The following is a 14222-nucleotide window of genomic DNA, read 5'->3' on the forward strand; positions in this document are numbered from 1 at the left end:
GTTACCCGAGCGGGTGGCGGCGTCGGGGGCCCGTCCGTCCCACGCGCCCGCCCGCCTGCCTGACGGCGATCGGTGCCCGACGGCGATCGCGCCGCGTCAGCGCAGCGCCGCGACCTCGGCCGACGTCGTGCCGGAGTCGACGAGGAGCTGGGCGCACCGCTCGGCCTCGGCGGTCTCGCCGATCGCGGCGGCCGCCTCGGACAGCGCGAGGACCGCGCGCAGCACGCCCTGGTTCGGCACGTGGTCGACCGGCACCGGGCCCTGGCCACGCCAGCCCGCCCGCCGCAGCGCGTCGAGCCCGCGGTGGTACCCGGTCCGCGCGTAGGCGTAGGCCGCGACGGGGTCGGGCTGATCGCCGTCGGCCGGCGCGAGCGCCTCCTCGGCGAGCAGCGCCCACAGGTAGGACGACGCCGGCTCCTGCCGGACGACGTCGCGCACCGGCGCGCCGGCGGCGAGCGCGGCGCGGGCCGCGGTGTCCGGGTGCGTGGTCGGCAGGAGCACAGGCGCCGGGCCGTCGAGAAGGTTGCGGGAGGTCGGGTGATCGAGGCTCATGCGGACAGTGTGGACCATGTCGGTTGCCGAGAAACCGACCACGGGCGCCCCGGATCGTCTAGCGTGCGATCGAGGTCATGTGACGGCTGCGCGTCCGCGGACGCAGGTCGGTGCAGTCAAGTGGGGGAGGCACAACGTGGCAGACGCAGACGGCCCGCCGGGCGGCTTGCCCCCGGCATCGCTCCCGCCCACCACGCTCCCACCCACATCGCTCCCACCCACATCGCTCCCGCCTGCCTCCCTCCCCACCACGCGGTCGTTCGGGGCGCCGGTCTCCGATCCCGGCACGGTGCACGTCTTCCTCGGCGCCGAACGCACCCGGATCGTGCTCGCCGGCGAGATCGACGCCGAGCTCGGCACGGTGCTGCACGAGGCGAGCGCCGCCGCCGAGCGGGCACGCCTGCCGATCGAGGTCGACACGCACCACGTGACGTTCATGGACTCGTCCGGGGTCGCGTTCCTGGCCCGGCTGTCGACCCGCAGCAGCACACCGGTCCGCCTGCTCCGGGTGCCGCCGTCGGTCGGGTTCCTGCTGGAGGTCACCCGCATCGGCGAGCTGCTCGACGTCGTCCCCGACGAGCTCCCTCCAGAACCACAAAAGCCCTGACGTCCGAGCGGAGACGTCCGTGGGGACGTCACCGCTCGAACGCCAGGGCGGTGAAGCTAGGTGCGGTGAAGCTAGGTGGAAACCGAGATCAGGAGATCTTGGTGCCCGCCGAACGCAGCTGCTGGCAGGCCTCGACGAGGCGAGCGGCCAGTCCGGCCTCGGCCAGCTTGCCCCAGGCGCGCGGGTCGTACTTCTTCTTGTTGCCGACCTCGCCGTCGATCTTCAGGACGCCGTCGTAGTTGGCCATCATGTGACCGGCGACCGGACGCGTGTACGCGTACTGGGTGTCGGTGTCGATGTTCATCTTGATGACGCCGTTGTCGACAGCCTCGGAGATCTCGGCCGGGGTCGAGCCCGATCCGCCGTGGAAGACGAGGTCGAACGGGTTGACCTTGCCGAGCGAGTCGCCGACGGCCTTCTGGATCTCGGCGAGGATCGCCGGGCGCAGCTTGACGGCACCGGGCTTGTAGGCGCCGTGCACGTTGCCGAACGTGAGGGCGGTGAGGTACCGGCCCTTCTCGCCCGAGCCGAGGGCCTTCACCGTGGCGAGGCCGTCAGCGACGGTCGTGTACAGCTTGTCGTTGATCTCGGCCGTGTGGCCGTCCTCTTCGCCGCCGACGACGCCGATCTCGATCTCGAGCAGCGTGCGGGCCGCCACCGAGAGCGCGAGCAGCTCTTCGGCGATGACGAGGTTCTCGCCGAGCGGGACGGTGGAGCCGTCGAACATGTGCGACTGGAACGTGGGGAGCTTGCCGGCCTTGACCTGCTCGGCCTCGATCGCGAGCAGCGGGCGGACCCAGGTCTCCAGGTTCGCTGCGACGCAGTGGTCGGTGTGCAGCGCGACGGTGATGCCGTAGTTCTTCGCGGCCTCGGTGGCGAACGCCGCGAGGGCGAGCGTGCCGGAGACGCGGTTCTTGATCGTCGAGCCGGACGCGTACTCGGCGCCACCGACGGAGACCTGCAGGATGCCGTCGCTCTCGGCCTCAGCGAAGCCCTGGAGGGCGGCGATGATGGTCGAGGAGGACGTCACGTTGATGGCGGGGTAGGCGAACTTGCCGGCCCTCGCCCGGTCCAGCATCTCGATGTATACCTCGGGGGTTGCGATGCCCATCGACGGATCTCCTCAAGCGTGTGGGGTGGTGTTTTCCCCCCGATTCTGGCACGGATGACCGGCCGCAAGCCGGGACGTCCCGCCCATGGACGCCCAGGCCAGGCCGACGTCGGACCGGATCGGGGCTACCGGCAGTGCTACCCGACGTGCGCGTGCTGCGCGATCCACGCGTGCATCGCGATGGCGGCAGCCGCTCCGGCGTTGATCGAGCGCGTGGATCCGAACTGCGCGATGTGCAGCACGTCGCGCACCCCCGCCCGCGCCTCGTCGGACAGCCCGACGCTCTCCTGCCCGAACAGCAGCACGCACTCGCGGGGCAGCGCGTACCCCTCGAGCGGCACCGACCCGGGCAGGTTGTCGATCCCGAGGACCGGGATCCCGGCCCCGTCGGCCCAGACGAGCAGCGCCGCGACGTCGGGGTGGTGGCGCAGGTGCTGGTACCGGTCGGTGACCATCGCGCCGCGACGGTTCCAGCGCCGACGGCCCACGATGTGCACCTCGGCGGCAGCGAACGCGTTCGCCGTGCGCACGACCGAGCCGATGTTCATGTCGTGCGCCCAGTTCTCGATCGCGACGTGGAACGGGTGCCGGCGGGTGTCGAGGTCGGCCACGATCGCGTCCATCGTCCAGTACCGGTAGCGGTCGACCACGTTGCGCCGGTCGCCCTCGGCCAGGAGCTCCTGGTCGTACCGCGCGTCGTCGGGCCAGGCACCCGGGCCGCCGGGCCAGGGGCCGACGCCGACCGGTTCCCGAGCCTGCGCCGCGCCGTCGGGTCCGTCGGCGCCCCGTACCTCAGGACCCCGTACCTCCGCCACCGCGTCGCCGTCAGACATCCACTCCCTCTCGAGCCCGGTCGCGCGAGCCACGACCGGGCACGACCCTAACGAGCAGCGGCGCCGGCCGATCCCCGCCCTGCTCAGCGGCCACCCAGGTCGGGCACAGGTGCCCCGGCTATTGTGTATGCCGTGCTCGAACTGACGGCCCTCGCGGCCTCCCTGCCCGCAGCCGGACCGATCCACGCCCTCGGGCCGAACTGGCTCAACCCAGACCACCTCATCGAATCGTTCGGCGCCTACGCCCTCATCGGCGTCTGCATCGTGGTCTTCGTCGAGACGGGCCTGCTTTTCCCGCTGCTGCCGGGTGACTCGCTGCTGTTCACGGCTGGGGCACTTGTCGCCCAGCAGAAGCTCGACTTCCCACTCTGGCTCCTCTGCCTGCTGATCTTCCTGGCGGCGTTCCTTGGCGACCAGACGGCCTATTGGATCGGCCGCCGGGTCGGTCCCCGACTGTTCAACCGACCGGACTCGCGGGTGTTCAAGCAGGAACACATCGACCAGACGAACGCCTACTTCGAGCGCTACGGCGGTCGGACGATCGTCATCGCGCGCTTCATCCCGTTCGTTCGGACCTACTCCGCAGTATCGGCAGGCGTCGGCCGGATGAAATACCGCCACTTCGTCGCCTACGACCTCGTCGGCGCATTGCTCTGGGGCGTTGGAGTGACGCTCCTCGGTTACGCCCTGGGCAACATCAGTTTCATCAAGAACAACATCGAAGCGCTCCTGATCCTGGTCGTGCTCGTCTCCGTGGCGCCCGTGGCTATCGAGCTGTGGCGCAAGCGCCGTGCCGCCCGCCGAGCTGCACATGAGATCGCGGAAGACGTGACCGACGCCGTGGCTGACTCTGCGCGCGACGCCGTGCAGCCGTGACCCGCGAGATCCACTCCTGGCTGTCCGACATGGACGGCGTGCTGGTGCACGAGGGGCACGCGATCCCCGGCGCCCCGGAGTTCGTCACCGCGCTGCGCGACAAGGGCCTGCCGTTCCTGGTGCTGACGAACAACTCGATCTTCACGCCGCGAGACCTGCGTGCGCGGCTGGCCATCTCGGGCATCGACGTGCCCGAGGTCGCGCTGTGGACCTCGGCTCTGGCCACCGCCCAGTTCCTCAAGGACCAGCTGCCGGGCGGCAGCGCGTACGTCATCGGCGAGGCGGGCCTGACGACCGCGCTGTACGAGGCCGGGTACACGATGACGGACTCCGACCCGGACTACGTCGTGCTCGGCGAGACACGCACCTACTCGTTCGAGGCGATCACCAAGGCGATCCGGCTCATCCAGGGCGGGTCGCGCTTCATCGCGACGAACCCCGACGCGACCGGCCCGAGCAAGGACGGCGACCTGCCCGCGACGGGCGCCGTGGCCGCGCTGATCACGCGGGCGACGGGGCGGGCCCCGTACTTCGTGGGCAAGCCGAACCCGATGATGTTCCGCTCGGCCCTGAACCAGATCGACGCGCACTCCGAGCACACTGCGATGGTCGGCGACCGGATGGACACCGACATCGTGGCGGGCATCGAGGCCGGCCTGGCGACCTACCTGGTGCTCACAGGCTCGACCCGCGCCGAGGACGTCGGCCGGTTCCCGTTCCGCCCGAACCACATCGTCGACTCGATCGCGGACCTCGTCCCCCTGGTCTGACCCACCCGCCGTGGCGGGTCGGGCCAGATCCAGCGAGGCTCAGTCGGTCGGGGCAGACGGGTCGGCGGTCGGCGTGGTGCCGAAGTTGACGTTCGGCACGGCCCGCACCGCCGGGTCCTGCGTCTCGAAGTACTCCGCGCGCGTGAACCCGAACGCGGACGCGATCGTGTTCGCCGGGAACGACTCGACCTTGGTGTTCAGGGTCCGGACGTTCGCGTTGTAGAACCGGCGCCCGGCAGCAATCCGGTCCTCGGTGTTCGTGAGCTCGGCCTGCAGCTGCTGGAAGTTCTCGCTCGCGCGCAGCACGGGGTAGTTCTCCGCGACGGCGAACAGGTGCCCGAGCGCCTGGCTCAGGACGTTCTCCTGCTCGGCCTGGACGGCCGGGCTCGTGGGCCCACCGCCGACGGCGGCCGCCCGCGCCCGGGTGACCTCGTCGAACACGCCGCGCTCGTGCGCGGCGTAGCCCTTGACCGTCTCGATCAGGTTGGGGATGAGGTCGTGCCGGCGGTGCAGCTCGACGTCGATCTGGCGCCACGCCTCCTGGACGAGGTTGCGCAACCGCACGAACCCGTTGTAGGTCGAGATGGCCCAGATCACGGTGATGACGATGATCGCGACGATGACGATCAGCGCGATGGTTCCTGCGGTCACTTCTGCTCCTCGAACGGGGTGAGCGGGGTGGTGGGACTCGGATCGTAGCCATGCTCGAGCCAGACGAAGCGCGGGATCGAGCGCACGACGGCGTCGAGCAGGCCCAGGCGGGGGGCGATGAGGTCAAGATCGGTGGTGCCCGCGGACCAGGTGAGGATCTCGGTGCCCTCGATGCGCAGGTTCGTGCGCGAGCCCGGCCGCAGCAGACGCTCCATCAGGCGCGGATGGACGACGTCGGACGCGAAGCGTGGCATGCGCGAGGTGACCCGCCAAGCCTGGTTGAAGTCCTCGGACTCGAACTGCAGGTCCTGGCCGCCGACGACCTTGGCGAGGCGCGTACCGAGCCCCTCGGGCGTGAGCTCGAGGGTCGGCAGGAAGGCCGGCAGGGTCAGCGTGAGCACGTGGAACGAGTGCGTCTGGCGGTTGTCGCCGGACTTCTCCGTGTACCGATACAAGAACGAGGTCGCCGGCCGGCCCTGCCACGTACCGGAGAGCACCTCGGTAGCCCGGCGCGACGTCCCGACACCGAACGGCCGCCCCTGCCAGCACTCGGTGAGCTGCGGCGCCGAGGCGCGGTACTCCCACCCGTTCAGCGCCGCCCACGCCGCCAGCGTGCGCACGCGGCGACGCTGCAGGATGAACGCGACGATCCCGAGGGCGGGCACCGCGAAGACCGAGAGCACGAGCAGCACGGACAGGTCCACCGGCGGTCTTCTCCTCGTTGATCCGCGGCTACAGGCCGAGGTCGTGCAGGTCGAACAGGTAGTAGTACGGCACGCCCAGCGCTTCGATCCGCTCGCGTGCGCCCGTGGCGCGGTCGACGATCACCGCGACCCCGACGACGTCGGCCCCGGCCTCGCGCGCGGCCTCGACGGCGGCGATCGGCGAGGCGCCCGTGGTCGAGGTGTCCTCGAGCACGACGACGCGGCGCCCGGCGATGTCCGGGCCCTCGACCCGGCGCTGCATGCCGTGCGCCTTGGCCTCCTTGCGCACGACGAACGCGTCGAGATCCTGGCCGCGCGACGCGGCGGCGTGCAGCAGCGCGGTCGCGACCGGGTCGGCGCCGAGCGTCAGGCCGCCGACGGCGTCCACCTCCGCGGTCCCGAGCCCGACCTCTTCGAGCAGGTCGAGCAGCACGTGCCCGACGAGCGGTGCGGCGCGGTGGTGCAGCGTCACCCGGCGCAGGTCGACGTAGTAGTCCGCCTCGCGACCGGACGAGAGCGTCACGCGACCATGCACCACGGCGAGCTCTTTGATCAGGTCGCGCAGCTGCTCGCGCGGGGTCGGGGACATCAGGGCGGGATCGGGTCCGGTCACGCGCCCAGGCTACCGATCGATCCCGGTGCTCAGCGCCGCCCGGACGGGCGACCTGCGCGCCCGTGGGACCCTGGAGGTCGAGGCGGCACTGACAGCGCTGCCAGACCACCCCCCACCTGCGTTCCGAGGACACCCATGACCACGCCCCTGACGACCGTGACCGCACCGGACGGCACCGTGTTCCGCGACCTGAACGCCAACGGCGTCCTCGACCCGTACGAGGACCCCCGCCTGCCGGTCGCCGCCCGGGTCGAGGACCTCCTCGGGCGCATGACGCTCGAGGACAAGGCCGGCCTGATGTTCCAGACGGTCATCGAGACGGCCGACGACGGCACGCTCGTCGAGTCCCTCGGGGTCATCAGCAAGTCCCCGACGACGCTCGTGGTGCAGGGCAAGCGGATCAACCACTTCAACGTGCACCGCCTGCCCTCCCCGCGGCTGGCCGCACGCTGGCACAACAACCTCCAGGCACTCGCGGAGCGCACCCCGCTCGGCATCCCGGTGACCGTCTCGACGGATCCGCGGCACGCCTTCCACGAGAACTCCGGGGTGTCATTCGCCGCGGGGCACTTCTCGCAGTGGCCCGACTCGCTCGGGCTGGCCGCGGTCGGCGACGTCGACCTCGTGCGCGAGTTCGCCGACGCCGCGCGCCAGGAGTACACCGCCGTCGGCATCCGCGCGGCGCTGCACCCGTGCGTCGACCTCGCGACCGAGCCTCGCTGGCCCCGCCAGCTCGGCACCTTCGGCGAGGACACGCTCCTGACCAGCGACTTCACCGCCGCCTACCTCGACGGCTTCCAGGGTCCGGCCGGGACGCTCGGCGCCGGGTCGGTCGCGTGCACCACGAAGCACTTCCCCGGCGGCGGACCGCAGAAGGACGGCGAGGACCCGCACTTCCCGTACGGCCGCGAGCAGGTGTACCCAGGTGGACGGTTCGAGGAGCACCTCGCGCCGTTCCGGGTCGCGATCGCGCACCAGACCGCCGCGATGATGCCGTACTACGGCATGCCCGTCGGCCTCGTGGTGGACGGCGAGCCGATCGAGGAGGTCGGGTTCGGGTACAACAAGCAGATCGTCACCGGGCTGCTGCGCGGGACCCTCGGGTACGACGGCGTCGTGGTGACCGACTGGGAGCTCGTCAACGACAACGTGGTGGCGAGCGGCCAGGTCCTGGCGGCCCGCGCGTGGGGTGCCGAGCACCTCGACGCGACGGGTCGGATGGAGAAGATCCTCGCGGCGGGCTGCGACCAGTTCGGCGGCGAGGAGTGCCCCGACCTGCTCCTCGAGCTCGTGCGCGACGGCCGCGTCACCGAGGATCGCCTCGACGAGTCGGTGCGGCGACTGCTGCGCGTGAAGTTCGAGCTCGGGCTGTTCGACGACCCGTACGTCGACGAGGACGCTGCCGAGGTCGTCGTCGGGCGCGCGGACCTGGTCGCGGCCGGGCTGCGGGCGCAGAGCCGCGCGGTGACCGTGCTGACCAACAACATCCCGACCAACAACGTGCCGACCACGCTCAGCGGGCGCCCCCTGCTGCCGCTCGCGACCGGCCTGCGGGTCTTCACTCTCGGCCTGTCGCCCGACGAAGCCGCGCTCCTGGGCACCGTCGTCGACGACGTCGCCGACGCCGACGTGGCCGTGGTGCGCCTGGCCCCGCCGTTCGAGCCGCGCGACACGATGTTCCTCGAGGCGTGGTTCCACGCCGGTTCGCTCGAGTACTCGGCGGAGGTCGTCGCGCAGGTGCGCGCGCTCGCCGCGCACGTGCCGGTCGTGCTGGACGCGAACCTCGAGCGGCCGGCCATCCTCACCCCGCTGGCCGACGTCGCGACGGCGATCGTCGGGACCTACGGCACGTCCGGCCCGGCGCTCGCCGCGGCCCTGACCGGTGCCGTACCGCCCGAGGGTCGACTGCCGTTCCAGCTGCCACGCTCGATGGACGCCGTGCGTGCCTCCCGCCCGGATGTCCCGTCCGACACGGTGGACCCGCTCTTCCCGGCAGGCCACGGCCTGCGCTGGTAGGTAGCCCCTGACGGTCGGTCGACAGCACGCAGCGCGGCGTCGGGGATCGGTGTCCGCGGTTCAGCGGTTCAGCGGTTCAGCGGTTCAGCGGTTCAGCGGTTCAGCGGTTCAGCGGTTCAGCGGTTCAGCGGTTCAGCGGTTCAGCGGCGGATGACGGTGCCGTGGCGGTCGGTGAACTGCCACCCGTGAGGTGTCCAGGTGATCTCGATGCCGTGGTCGTGGGTGTGGTCGTGGTGGTGCCAGCACAGCAGCACCCCGGTGGTGGCATCGGTGTCGCCGTGATCACGGAACCATTGGATGGAGTGGTGGCATTCACACATGCGCGGCGGCGCGGTGCAACCCGGGTACTGACAATGTTTGTCGCGGGCAATGATCGCCCGACGTAGTTGGCCGGTGAAGGTGCGTTTGGCGCGGCCGATATTGATGAGTTGCGAGTCCGGGCTGAACATGAACCGGCTGATCTCCGCGTCGCACAGCAGTCGGTCCAGTACGACGCGCGGGACCGGCTGCCCGTCCTCGAACACTGCCGGGCGAAGCACCTGTGGGACCAGCGGTGACCCGTTGAGTGGCTCGTGGTCGAGCACTGCGGGGTCGAGCACCGTGGGGTTCAGCGGACCGTGGTCGAGCAGCCCGCCCGGTGCGGGTGGCGGGAAGAGCAGGGCCGGGTCCACCTGGTCGCAGTCGGTGGGGTGCAGGGTGGGGTCGAGCAGGTGGGTTACCCCGGCGCGGGTGGTCATGGCGATCAGGGTCGGGTAGTCCACCAGCACAGAGATGTGCGGTCGTACGGAGGCGCCTTTGCCGGTCAGGCCCTGGTCCAACGTGAGTCGGGCCAGGTCCGACAACGCCCCCGCGCGACGTTGCGACGCGGTGCGGTCATCCCCGGCGGCCGGGACGCCTTGCACGGCCTGCAACGCGACCAGGAGCCCTTGGCCGTGCTCAGTGTTCAGGAAGCCCGACAGGTGGCACCCACCGGTGGTGGCGGACACGTCGAAGAACTCCCGCTCGGTGGCGTCGCGGTACCCGCGCTCGTCCGCTTCCGGGTCCGCCGCGGCCGCCCAGCGGCGGGCGAGCATGCGCAACATGTCGGCGCTGACCTGCGCGGCCTGGTTCAGCAGGAACCGTTCCCCCACCGGGGCGTGCGGGTCGGCCAACACCTGACGGCGCACGTCGCTGGTCGCGGCGGCGGTGGTCAGGATCTCGGCTTGCTCCACACTGACCCGCCCCTCACCGCCGGTGACCACCGCGGCGGCGGTCACCGGCAACTCGTCCCGCAACGCGTGAGCCAGGCGCGTCATCCGCTTCGCCTTCGCATAGGTCAGGTGCGCGCGGCGGGCCAGCCAGGTCGGAAACGTCCGTGCCCCGCTGACGTTCCACGGCACGTCGGACTCCACCACGGGCAGCGCGCGGGTGGCGATGGCCTGCATCCGGTCCGACAGCTCAAACACCACGTCGAACAACTCCAAGGCCCCGGCCCCGTCCAGATCCCGCGGAGACACGTCTGCCAACGCGTCCACGTGCTCCCGGATCGCCGCTGCCCGATCCGCAAACGACAACGACGCCAGCCGCGCGGACGAGCGCGGCGGCGTGGGTGCGGGTGGTTGCGACGACGGCCCCAGGCCGAGCGAAGGCGTAGGCGTAAGTGTGGGCGTGGGTGTGGGCGTGGGCGTGGGTGTGGGCGTGGGTTTGGGCGGCTGGGCGGCCGGAGGGGCGGGTGCAGGCGGCTGCGACGATGCGCGCTCGTCCTCTTCAAAGGTCATCTCACACCCCCCCGTCGCCGCTCGTCAGGAATACCCTTGCTGCCTCAGAACCGGTGAACCCTCACCATTTCCGATGCAATCCACACTAACCGGGGGCACTGACATTCCCCGCTGCGTCGTCGGGCAGGGGATGTGGACAAAGAACAACATTCCGAAATCTGTGGATTAGCATTCGTGGGGGCCGGCTGGGGGCGGTTCATTAACCACGATCAAGTCGGGAGTTCACCCCGGATCGTGGTCCCGGCGCGTGACAGCAAGCCAAGCGGCGAACCGGGGCAGCACGACACCAGCGTCGTGAGGTCGCGACCAGGATGCGCCGCTCGCCCGACGTGGCGGTCATCCAGCGCAGACGCCAGCAATCGGCCGATGCGGTGTGCGGTAACGCGTCACGGGGTACCCCCGCGAAGAGCCTCCCAGCGGCGAGCTACCCCTCGGCGGGCCCGCTACGGAGTGGGGGTGGGCGGTACCGCATCCATCTGCTTGCGGTACTTGCCGATCGAGCGGACAGCGGACCGCGGCAGCATGCGCATCACGCCCGAGATCGCGCGGTAGCGCAGGCTCGGCGTGGAGATGACCGCGCCGCGGCGCACGTCGGCCAGGGCCGTCGCGACGACGGCGTCGGCGTTGAGCCAGGCGATCTCGGGGATGTTCGTCATGTCGACCTCGGCCCGCGAGTGGAACTCCGTGTGCACGAAGCCCGGGCACAGCGCGGTGGCCGTCACGCCGGTGCCCTCAAGTTCGACCGCGAGGCCCTCGGTGAACGTGCGCACCCAGGCCTTGTGGGCCGCATACGTCCCGGTCGCGAACAGCGCGGCGACGGACGCCACGTTGAGGATCGCGCCCCGCCCACGCACCGTCATCTGCCCGGCCGCCGCGTGCGACAGCACGAGGACCGCGCGCACCATGACGTCGAGCGCGGCCAGCTCGAGCGCGAGGTCGCCGCCGACGAAACGCTGGTGCAGCCCGAAGCCCGCGTTGTTGATGAGCAGGCCGACCGGCCGCTCCGTCGAGCGCAGCCGCTCGGCGACGCGCTCCAGATCGGCAGGCACGGACAGGTCGGCCGCCAAGACCTCGACGTCCACCGCCGCCGCGGCGTGGAGCTGGGAAGCGAGGCGCCCCAGGCGCTCGGTGTCGCGCGCCACGAGCACGAGGTCGTGCCGAGCCGTGGCGAGCTGCCAGGCGAACTCGAGGCCGAGGCCGGCACTCGCGCCTGTGATCAGAACGGTAGCCATGAGGTCAGCCTACGGGGGGCGGCAGTGCGCGCGCGGCAGGCCCCCCGTGGCTCGCCCGGCCGACGTCGATTCGGCACGGGCTTGTCGGTCCCGGCCGCTAGCCTGACCCCCATGCGGCTGGCTACCTGGAACATCAACTCGATCCGGTCCCGTGCGGACCGCGTGCTCGCCTTTCTCGAGCGCAGCGGCACCGACGTGCTCGCGCTGCAGGAGACCAAGTGCAAGGACGAGCAGTTCCCACGCGTGGCCTTCGAGGATGCGGGGTACGAAGTCGCGACGTTCGGCTTCAGCCAGTGGAACGGAGTCGCCCTGATCTCCAGGGTCGGCCTGGCCGACGTCGAGACGGGGTTCAGCGGGCAGCCGATGTTCGGCGCGGAGGGCAAAGAGCCCGCCGTCGAGGCCCGCGCGATCGGCGCGACCTGCGGCGGGGTGCGCGTCTGGAGCCTGTACGTGCCGCACGGCCGTGCCGTCGGCGACCCGCACTTCGCCTACAAGCTCGCCTGGCTCGCCCAGCTCAAGTCCCAGGCCGAGGGCTGGCTCACCCCGCCCGACGGCGACCCGGCCGCCCAGGTCGCGCTCGTGGGCGACTGGAACGTCGCCCCGCGGGACACCGACGTGTGGGACCTCGCGGCGTTCGCCGGGCTGACCCACATCACCCCCGAGGAGCGGGCCGCGTTCGCCGCGTTCGCCACCGCCGGGTACACCGAGGTCACGCGCGAGCACATCCCCGAGGACCGCAAGTACACCTACTGGGACTACCAGCAGCTGCGGTTCCCCCGGAACGAAGGCATGCGGATCGACTTCGCCTACGCGTCTGGGGCCCTCGCGGCCCGGACCACGGGGGTCGAGATCGACCGCAACGAGCGCAAGGGCAAGGGCGCGTCCGACCACGTGCCCGTCATCCTCGATCTCTCCGACTGACGCGACTCCGTCCCGCTGACCGTGCCCTCCTGACCTGCCGCGCATCTCGCCACCCGACCTCCCAAGGGCCGGCTGTTCAGATCCGAGCCGCGCAATCGGGTCAACGCGTCGGGTCACCACCCGCGCGCCACTAAGTTCGGAACCATGAGCACGCCACCCACCTGGTCCCCGCAGCCGCCCGACGACCGCTGGGCTGCACCGCCCGCACCGATCCAGGACGACACGGTGGGGGGCTTCGGGTTGAACGCACCGCCGACGGCGCCGGCTCCGGTCGACCCGTTCCGCGTGCCGGACCACGCCGCCCCGAGCGACGGGAGCGCGCCGTCGGGTCCGCAGTACCCGCAGCCGCAGTACGCCGCGCCCCAGTACACGCCTCCGCAGTACGCCGCGCCGCAGTACGCCGCGCCGGCTTACGCGCCGAGCCCCTACGACGCCGCCCCGTTCGGCGCACCGCCCGCGGCCGCACCTCAGTACGCCGCACCTCAGTACGCCGCACCGCAGAACGCCGCGCCCCAGTACGCGCCCCCGCTGTACGCCGCACAGGGCTACCCCGCAGGGCAGTACGCCGCCGGCCAGCCCGCCGCCGACCCCTACGGCCCACCGGTCCCGGGTGCCGATCGGGGCCTGGCGTCGTACAACTACGCGTACGGCCCGGGCAACACCTACGCGGCACAGCGCACCAGCGGCCTGGCGATCGCCTCGCTGGTCACGAGCCTGGCGGCGTTCCTCTTCGCGATCACCGCGCCGGTCGGTCTGGTCCTGGGCATCGTCGCGCTGAACGGCATCAAGCGGGACGGGACCCAGGGACGCGGCCTCGCGATCGCGGGCATCGTCGTCGGGGCCGTCATGACCGTCGCGTTCGTCGTCGGGGCCGTCGCCTTCTTCGCCCTGTTCGCGGCCATCCCGTCGGACGCCTTCACCACATGACCCAGCCGCCGACCGCCGACCAGCCGTACTACGCACCGGGCTGGCAGACCCCCCGACCGCCCACCGACGGGTTCGCGATCGCCTCGCTCGTGACGGGCCTGGTCGGGCTCGGCCTCGTCGCCGTCGGCCTGGGCATCGCCGCGCTGGTCCGGATCGGTCGGCACGGCTCGCGCGGCCGCGGGCTCGCGATCACGGGCATCGCGGTAGGCGCCGTCACCACGATCGTCGCCGGGGTGGTCGGCGCGCTCGCCCTGACCGCCGTGCTCGGCTCCCGTCCCCTGGCCGACGACGTCGCCGCACCCCGCGACGTGCACGCGCGTCAGCTCGTGCCGGGCAACTGCCTCGACCCCCTGCCCGACGACGGCGAGATCGACACCGTCCGCGTCGTGCCCTGCGCCGACCCGCACGCGGCGCAGGTGATCTCGCAGTACGAGTTCGAGCAGGACGCCCTCTGGCCCGGGCAGGCGGCGGCCGACCGGCGCGTCGCCACGGCGTGCGAGGTCAGCCCCGCGGAGACCGAGGCCGGCCTCACGCCGCTCACCTGGGCGCCGACCGAGCAGGGGTGGGGCAACGGTGACCGCACGGGCCTGTGCCTGCTCCGGCACGCGGACGGCACCCCCCTGACGGAGTCCCTCGTCCCGTAGCGCGGGCC

Annotated in this window: 15 protein-coding genes; 7 read left to right on the top strand and 8 right to left on the bottom strand. The window is 71.5% G+C overall.

The window, feature by feature from the left end; translation table 11 throughout:
• Positions 1-96: 96 nt before the first annotated feature.
• Positions 97-552 (bottom strand): DUF3151 domain-containing protein, encoded by a 456-nt coding sequence (locus VTA80_RS07960; RefSeq protein ID WP_407344854.1) that lies wholly within the window; start codon positions 550-552, stop codon positions 97-99.
• Between the two features lie 136 nt (positions 553-688).
• Between VTA80_RS07960 and VTA80_RS07965 the strand changes: the two genes are divergently transcribed.
• On the top strand, positions 689-1159 hold the full coding sequence (locus VTA80_RS07965) for an STAS domain-containing protein (RefSeq protein ID WP_407344855.1): 471 nt from the start codon (positions 689-691) through the stop codon (positions 1157-1159).
• Between the two features lie 88 nt (positions 1160-1247).
• On the opposite strand, the gene fbaA is transcribed toward VTA80_RS07965, so the two are convergent.
• Together fbaA and VTA80_RS07975 are read right to left on the bottom strand one after the other, a co-directional pair.
• Positions 1248-2270 (bottom strand): class II fructose-bisphosphate aldolase, encoded by a 1023-nt coding sequence (fbaA, locus tag VTA80_RS07970; protein ID WP_407344856.1) that lies wholly within the window; start codon positions 2268-2270, stop codon positions 1248-1250.
• A 137-nt stretch (positions 2271-2407) separates the two neighbouring features.
• Positions 2408-3103, bottom strand: a complete 696-nt coding sequence (locus VTA80_RS07975) for a TrmH family RNA methyltransferase (RefSeq protein ID WP_407344857.1) — start codon at positions 3101-3103, stop codon at positions 2408-2410.
• A gap of 123 nt (positions 3104-3226) precedes the next feature.
• Here VTA80_RS07975 and VTA80_RS07980 point away from each other — a divergent pair, with 123 nt between their 5' ends.
• Together VTA80_RS07980 and VTA80_RS07985 are read left to right on the top strand one after the other, a co-directional pair.
• Positions 3227-3979 carry a DedA family protein gene (locus tag VTA80_RS07980; protein ID WP_407344858.1) on the top strand — a complete coding sequence of 251 codons (753 nt, stop codon included), beginning with the start codon at positions 3227-3229 and terminating at the stop codon, positions 3977-3979.
• Positions 3976-4749, top strand: coding sequence for an HAD-IIA family hydrolase (locus VTA80_RS07985; RefSeq protein ID WP_407344859.1), 774 nt, complete (start codon positions 3976-3978; stop codon positions 4747-4749). Before VTA80_RS07980 ends, VTA80_RS07985 begins: the two co-directional genes overlap by 4 nt.
• A gap of 39 nt (positions 4750-4788) precedes the next feature.
• Here the strand turns inward: VTA80_RS07985 and VTA80_RS07990 are convergent, their stop codons facing one another.
• From VTA80_RS07990 to pyrE, 3 genes are read right to left on the bottom strand one after another with little or no spacing between them, the layout of a single operon-like run.
• On the bottom strand, positions 4789-5400 hold the full coding sequence (locus tag VTA80_RS07990; RefSeq protein ID WP_407344860.1) for a LemA family protein: 612 nt from the start codon (positions 5398-5400) through the stop codon (positions 4789-4791).
• Positions 5397-6104, bottom strand: a complete 708-nt coding sequence (locus tag VTA80_RS07995) for a hypothetical protein (RefSeq protein ID WP_407344861.1) — start codon at positions 6102-6104, stop codon at positions 5397-5399. Before VTA80_RS07995 ends, VTA80_RS07990 begins: the two co-directional genes overlap by 4 nt.
• A 28-nt stretch (positions 6105-6132) precedes the next feature.
• On the bottom strand, positions 6133-6693 hold the full coding sequence (gene pyrE / locus VTA80_RS08000) for an orotate phosphoribosyltransferase (RefSeq protein ID WP_407345727.1): 561 nt from the start codon (positions 6691-6693) through the stop codon (positions 6133-6135).
• Between the two features lie 159 nt (positions 6694-6852).
• On the opposite strand from pyrE, the gene VTA80_RS08005 reads away from it, so the two are divergent.
• The gene (locus tag VTA80_RS08005; RefSeq protein ID WP_407344862.1) at positions 6853-8733 is read left to right on the top strand and encodes a glycoside hydrolase family 3 protein; all 1881 of its coding nucleotides are present in this window, start codon (positions 6853-6855) and stop codon (positions 8731-8733) included.
• Between the two features lie 140 nt (positions 8734-8873).
• Here the strand turns inward: VTA80_RS08005 and VTA80_RS08010 are convergent, their stop codons facing one another.
• Both VTA80_RS08010 and VTA80_RS08015 read right to left on the bottom strand, forming a co-directional pair.
• Positions 8874-10247 (bottom strand): DUF222 domain-containing protein, encoded by a 1374-nt coding sequence (locus tag VTA80_RS08010; protein ID WP_407344863.1) that lies wholly within the window; start codon positions 10245-10247, stop codon positions 8874-8876.
• A gap of 686 nt (positions 10248-10933) precedes the next feature.
• Positions 10934-11722, bottom strand: coding sequence for an SDR family NAD(P)-dependent oxidoreductase (locus tag VTA80_RS08015; RefSeq protein ID WP_407344864.1), 789 nt, complete (start codon positions 11720-11722; stop codon positions 10934-10936).
• Positions 11723-11833: 111 nt separating this feature from the next.
• Here VTA80_RS08015 and VTA80_RS08020 point away from each other — a divergent pair, with 111 nt between their 5' ends.
• From VTA80_RS08020 to VTA80_RS08030, 3 genes are all read left to right on the top strand, one after another.
• Positions 11834-12643 (top strand): exodeoxyribonuclease III, encoded by an 810-nt coding sequence (locus VTA80_RS08020; protein ID WP_407344865.1) that lies wholly within the window; start codon positions 11834-11836, stop codon positions 12641-12643.
• Positions 12644-12787: 144 nt separating this feature from the next.
• The gene (locus tag VTA80_RS08025; protein ID WP_407344866.1) at positions 12788-13570 is read left to right on the top strand and encodes a DUF4190 domain-containing protein; all 783 of its coding nucleotides are present in this window, start codon (positions 12788-12790) and stop codon (positions 13568-13570) included.
• Entirely contained in the window at positions 13567-14214 is a 648-nt protein-coding gene (locus VTA80_RS08030; protein ID WP_407344867.1) for a DUF4190 domain-containing protein, read from the top strand. Before VTA80_RS08025 ends, VTA80_RS08030 begins: the two co-directional genes overlap by 4 nt.
• Positions 14215-14222 lie beyond the last annotated feature (8 nt).

Origin of the sequence: Pengzhenrongella phosphoraccumulans (genome assembly GCF_045689905.1) — a bacterium.
Classification (GTDB): domain Bacteria; phylum Actinomycetota; class Actinomycetes; order Actinomycetales; family Cellulomonadaceae; genus Pengzhenrongella; species Pengzhenrongella phosphoraccumulans.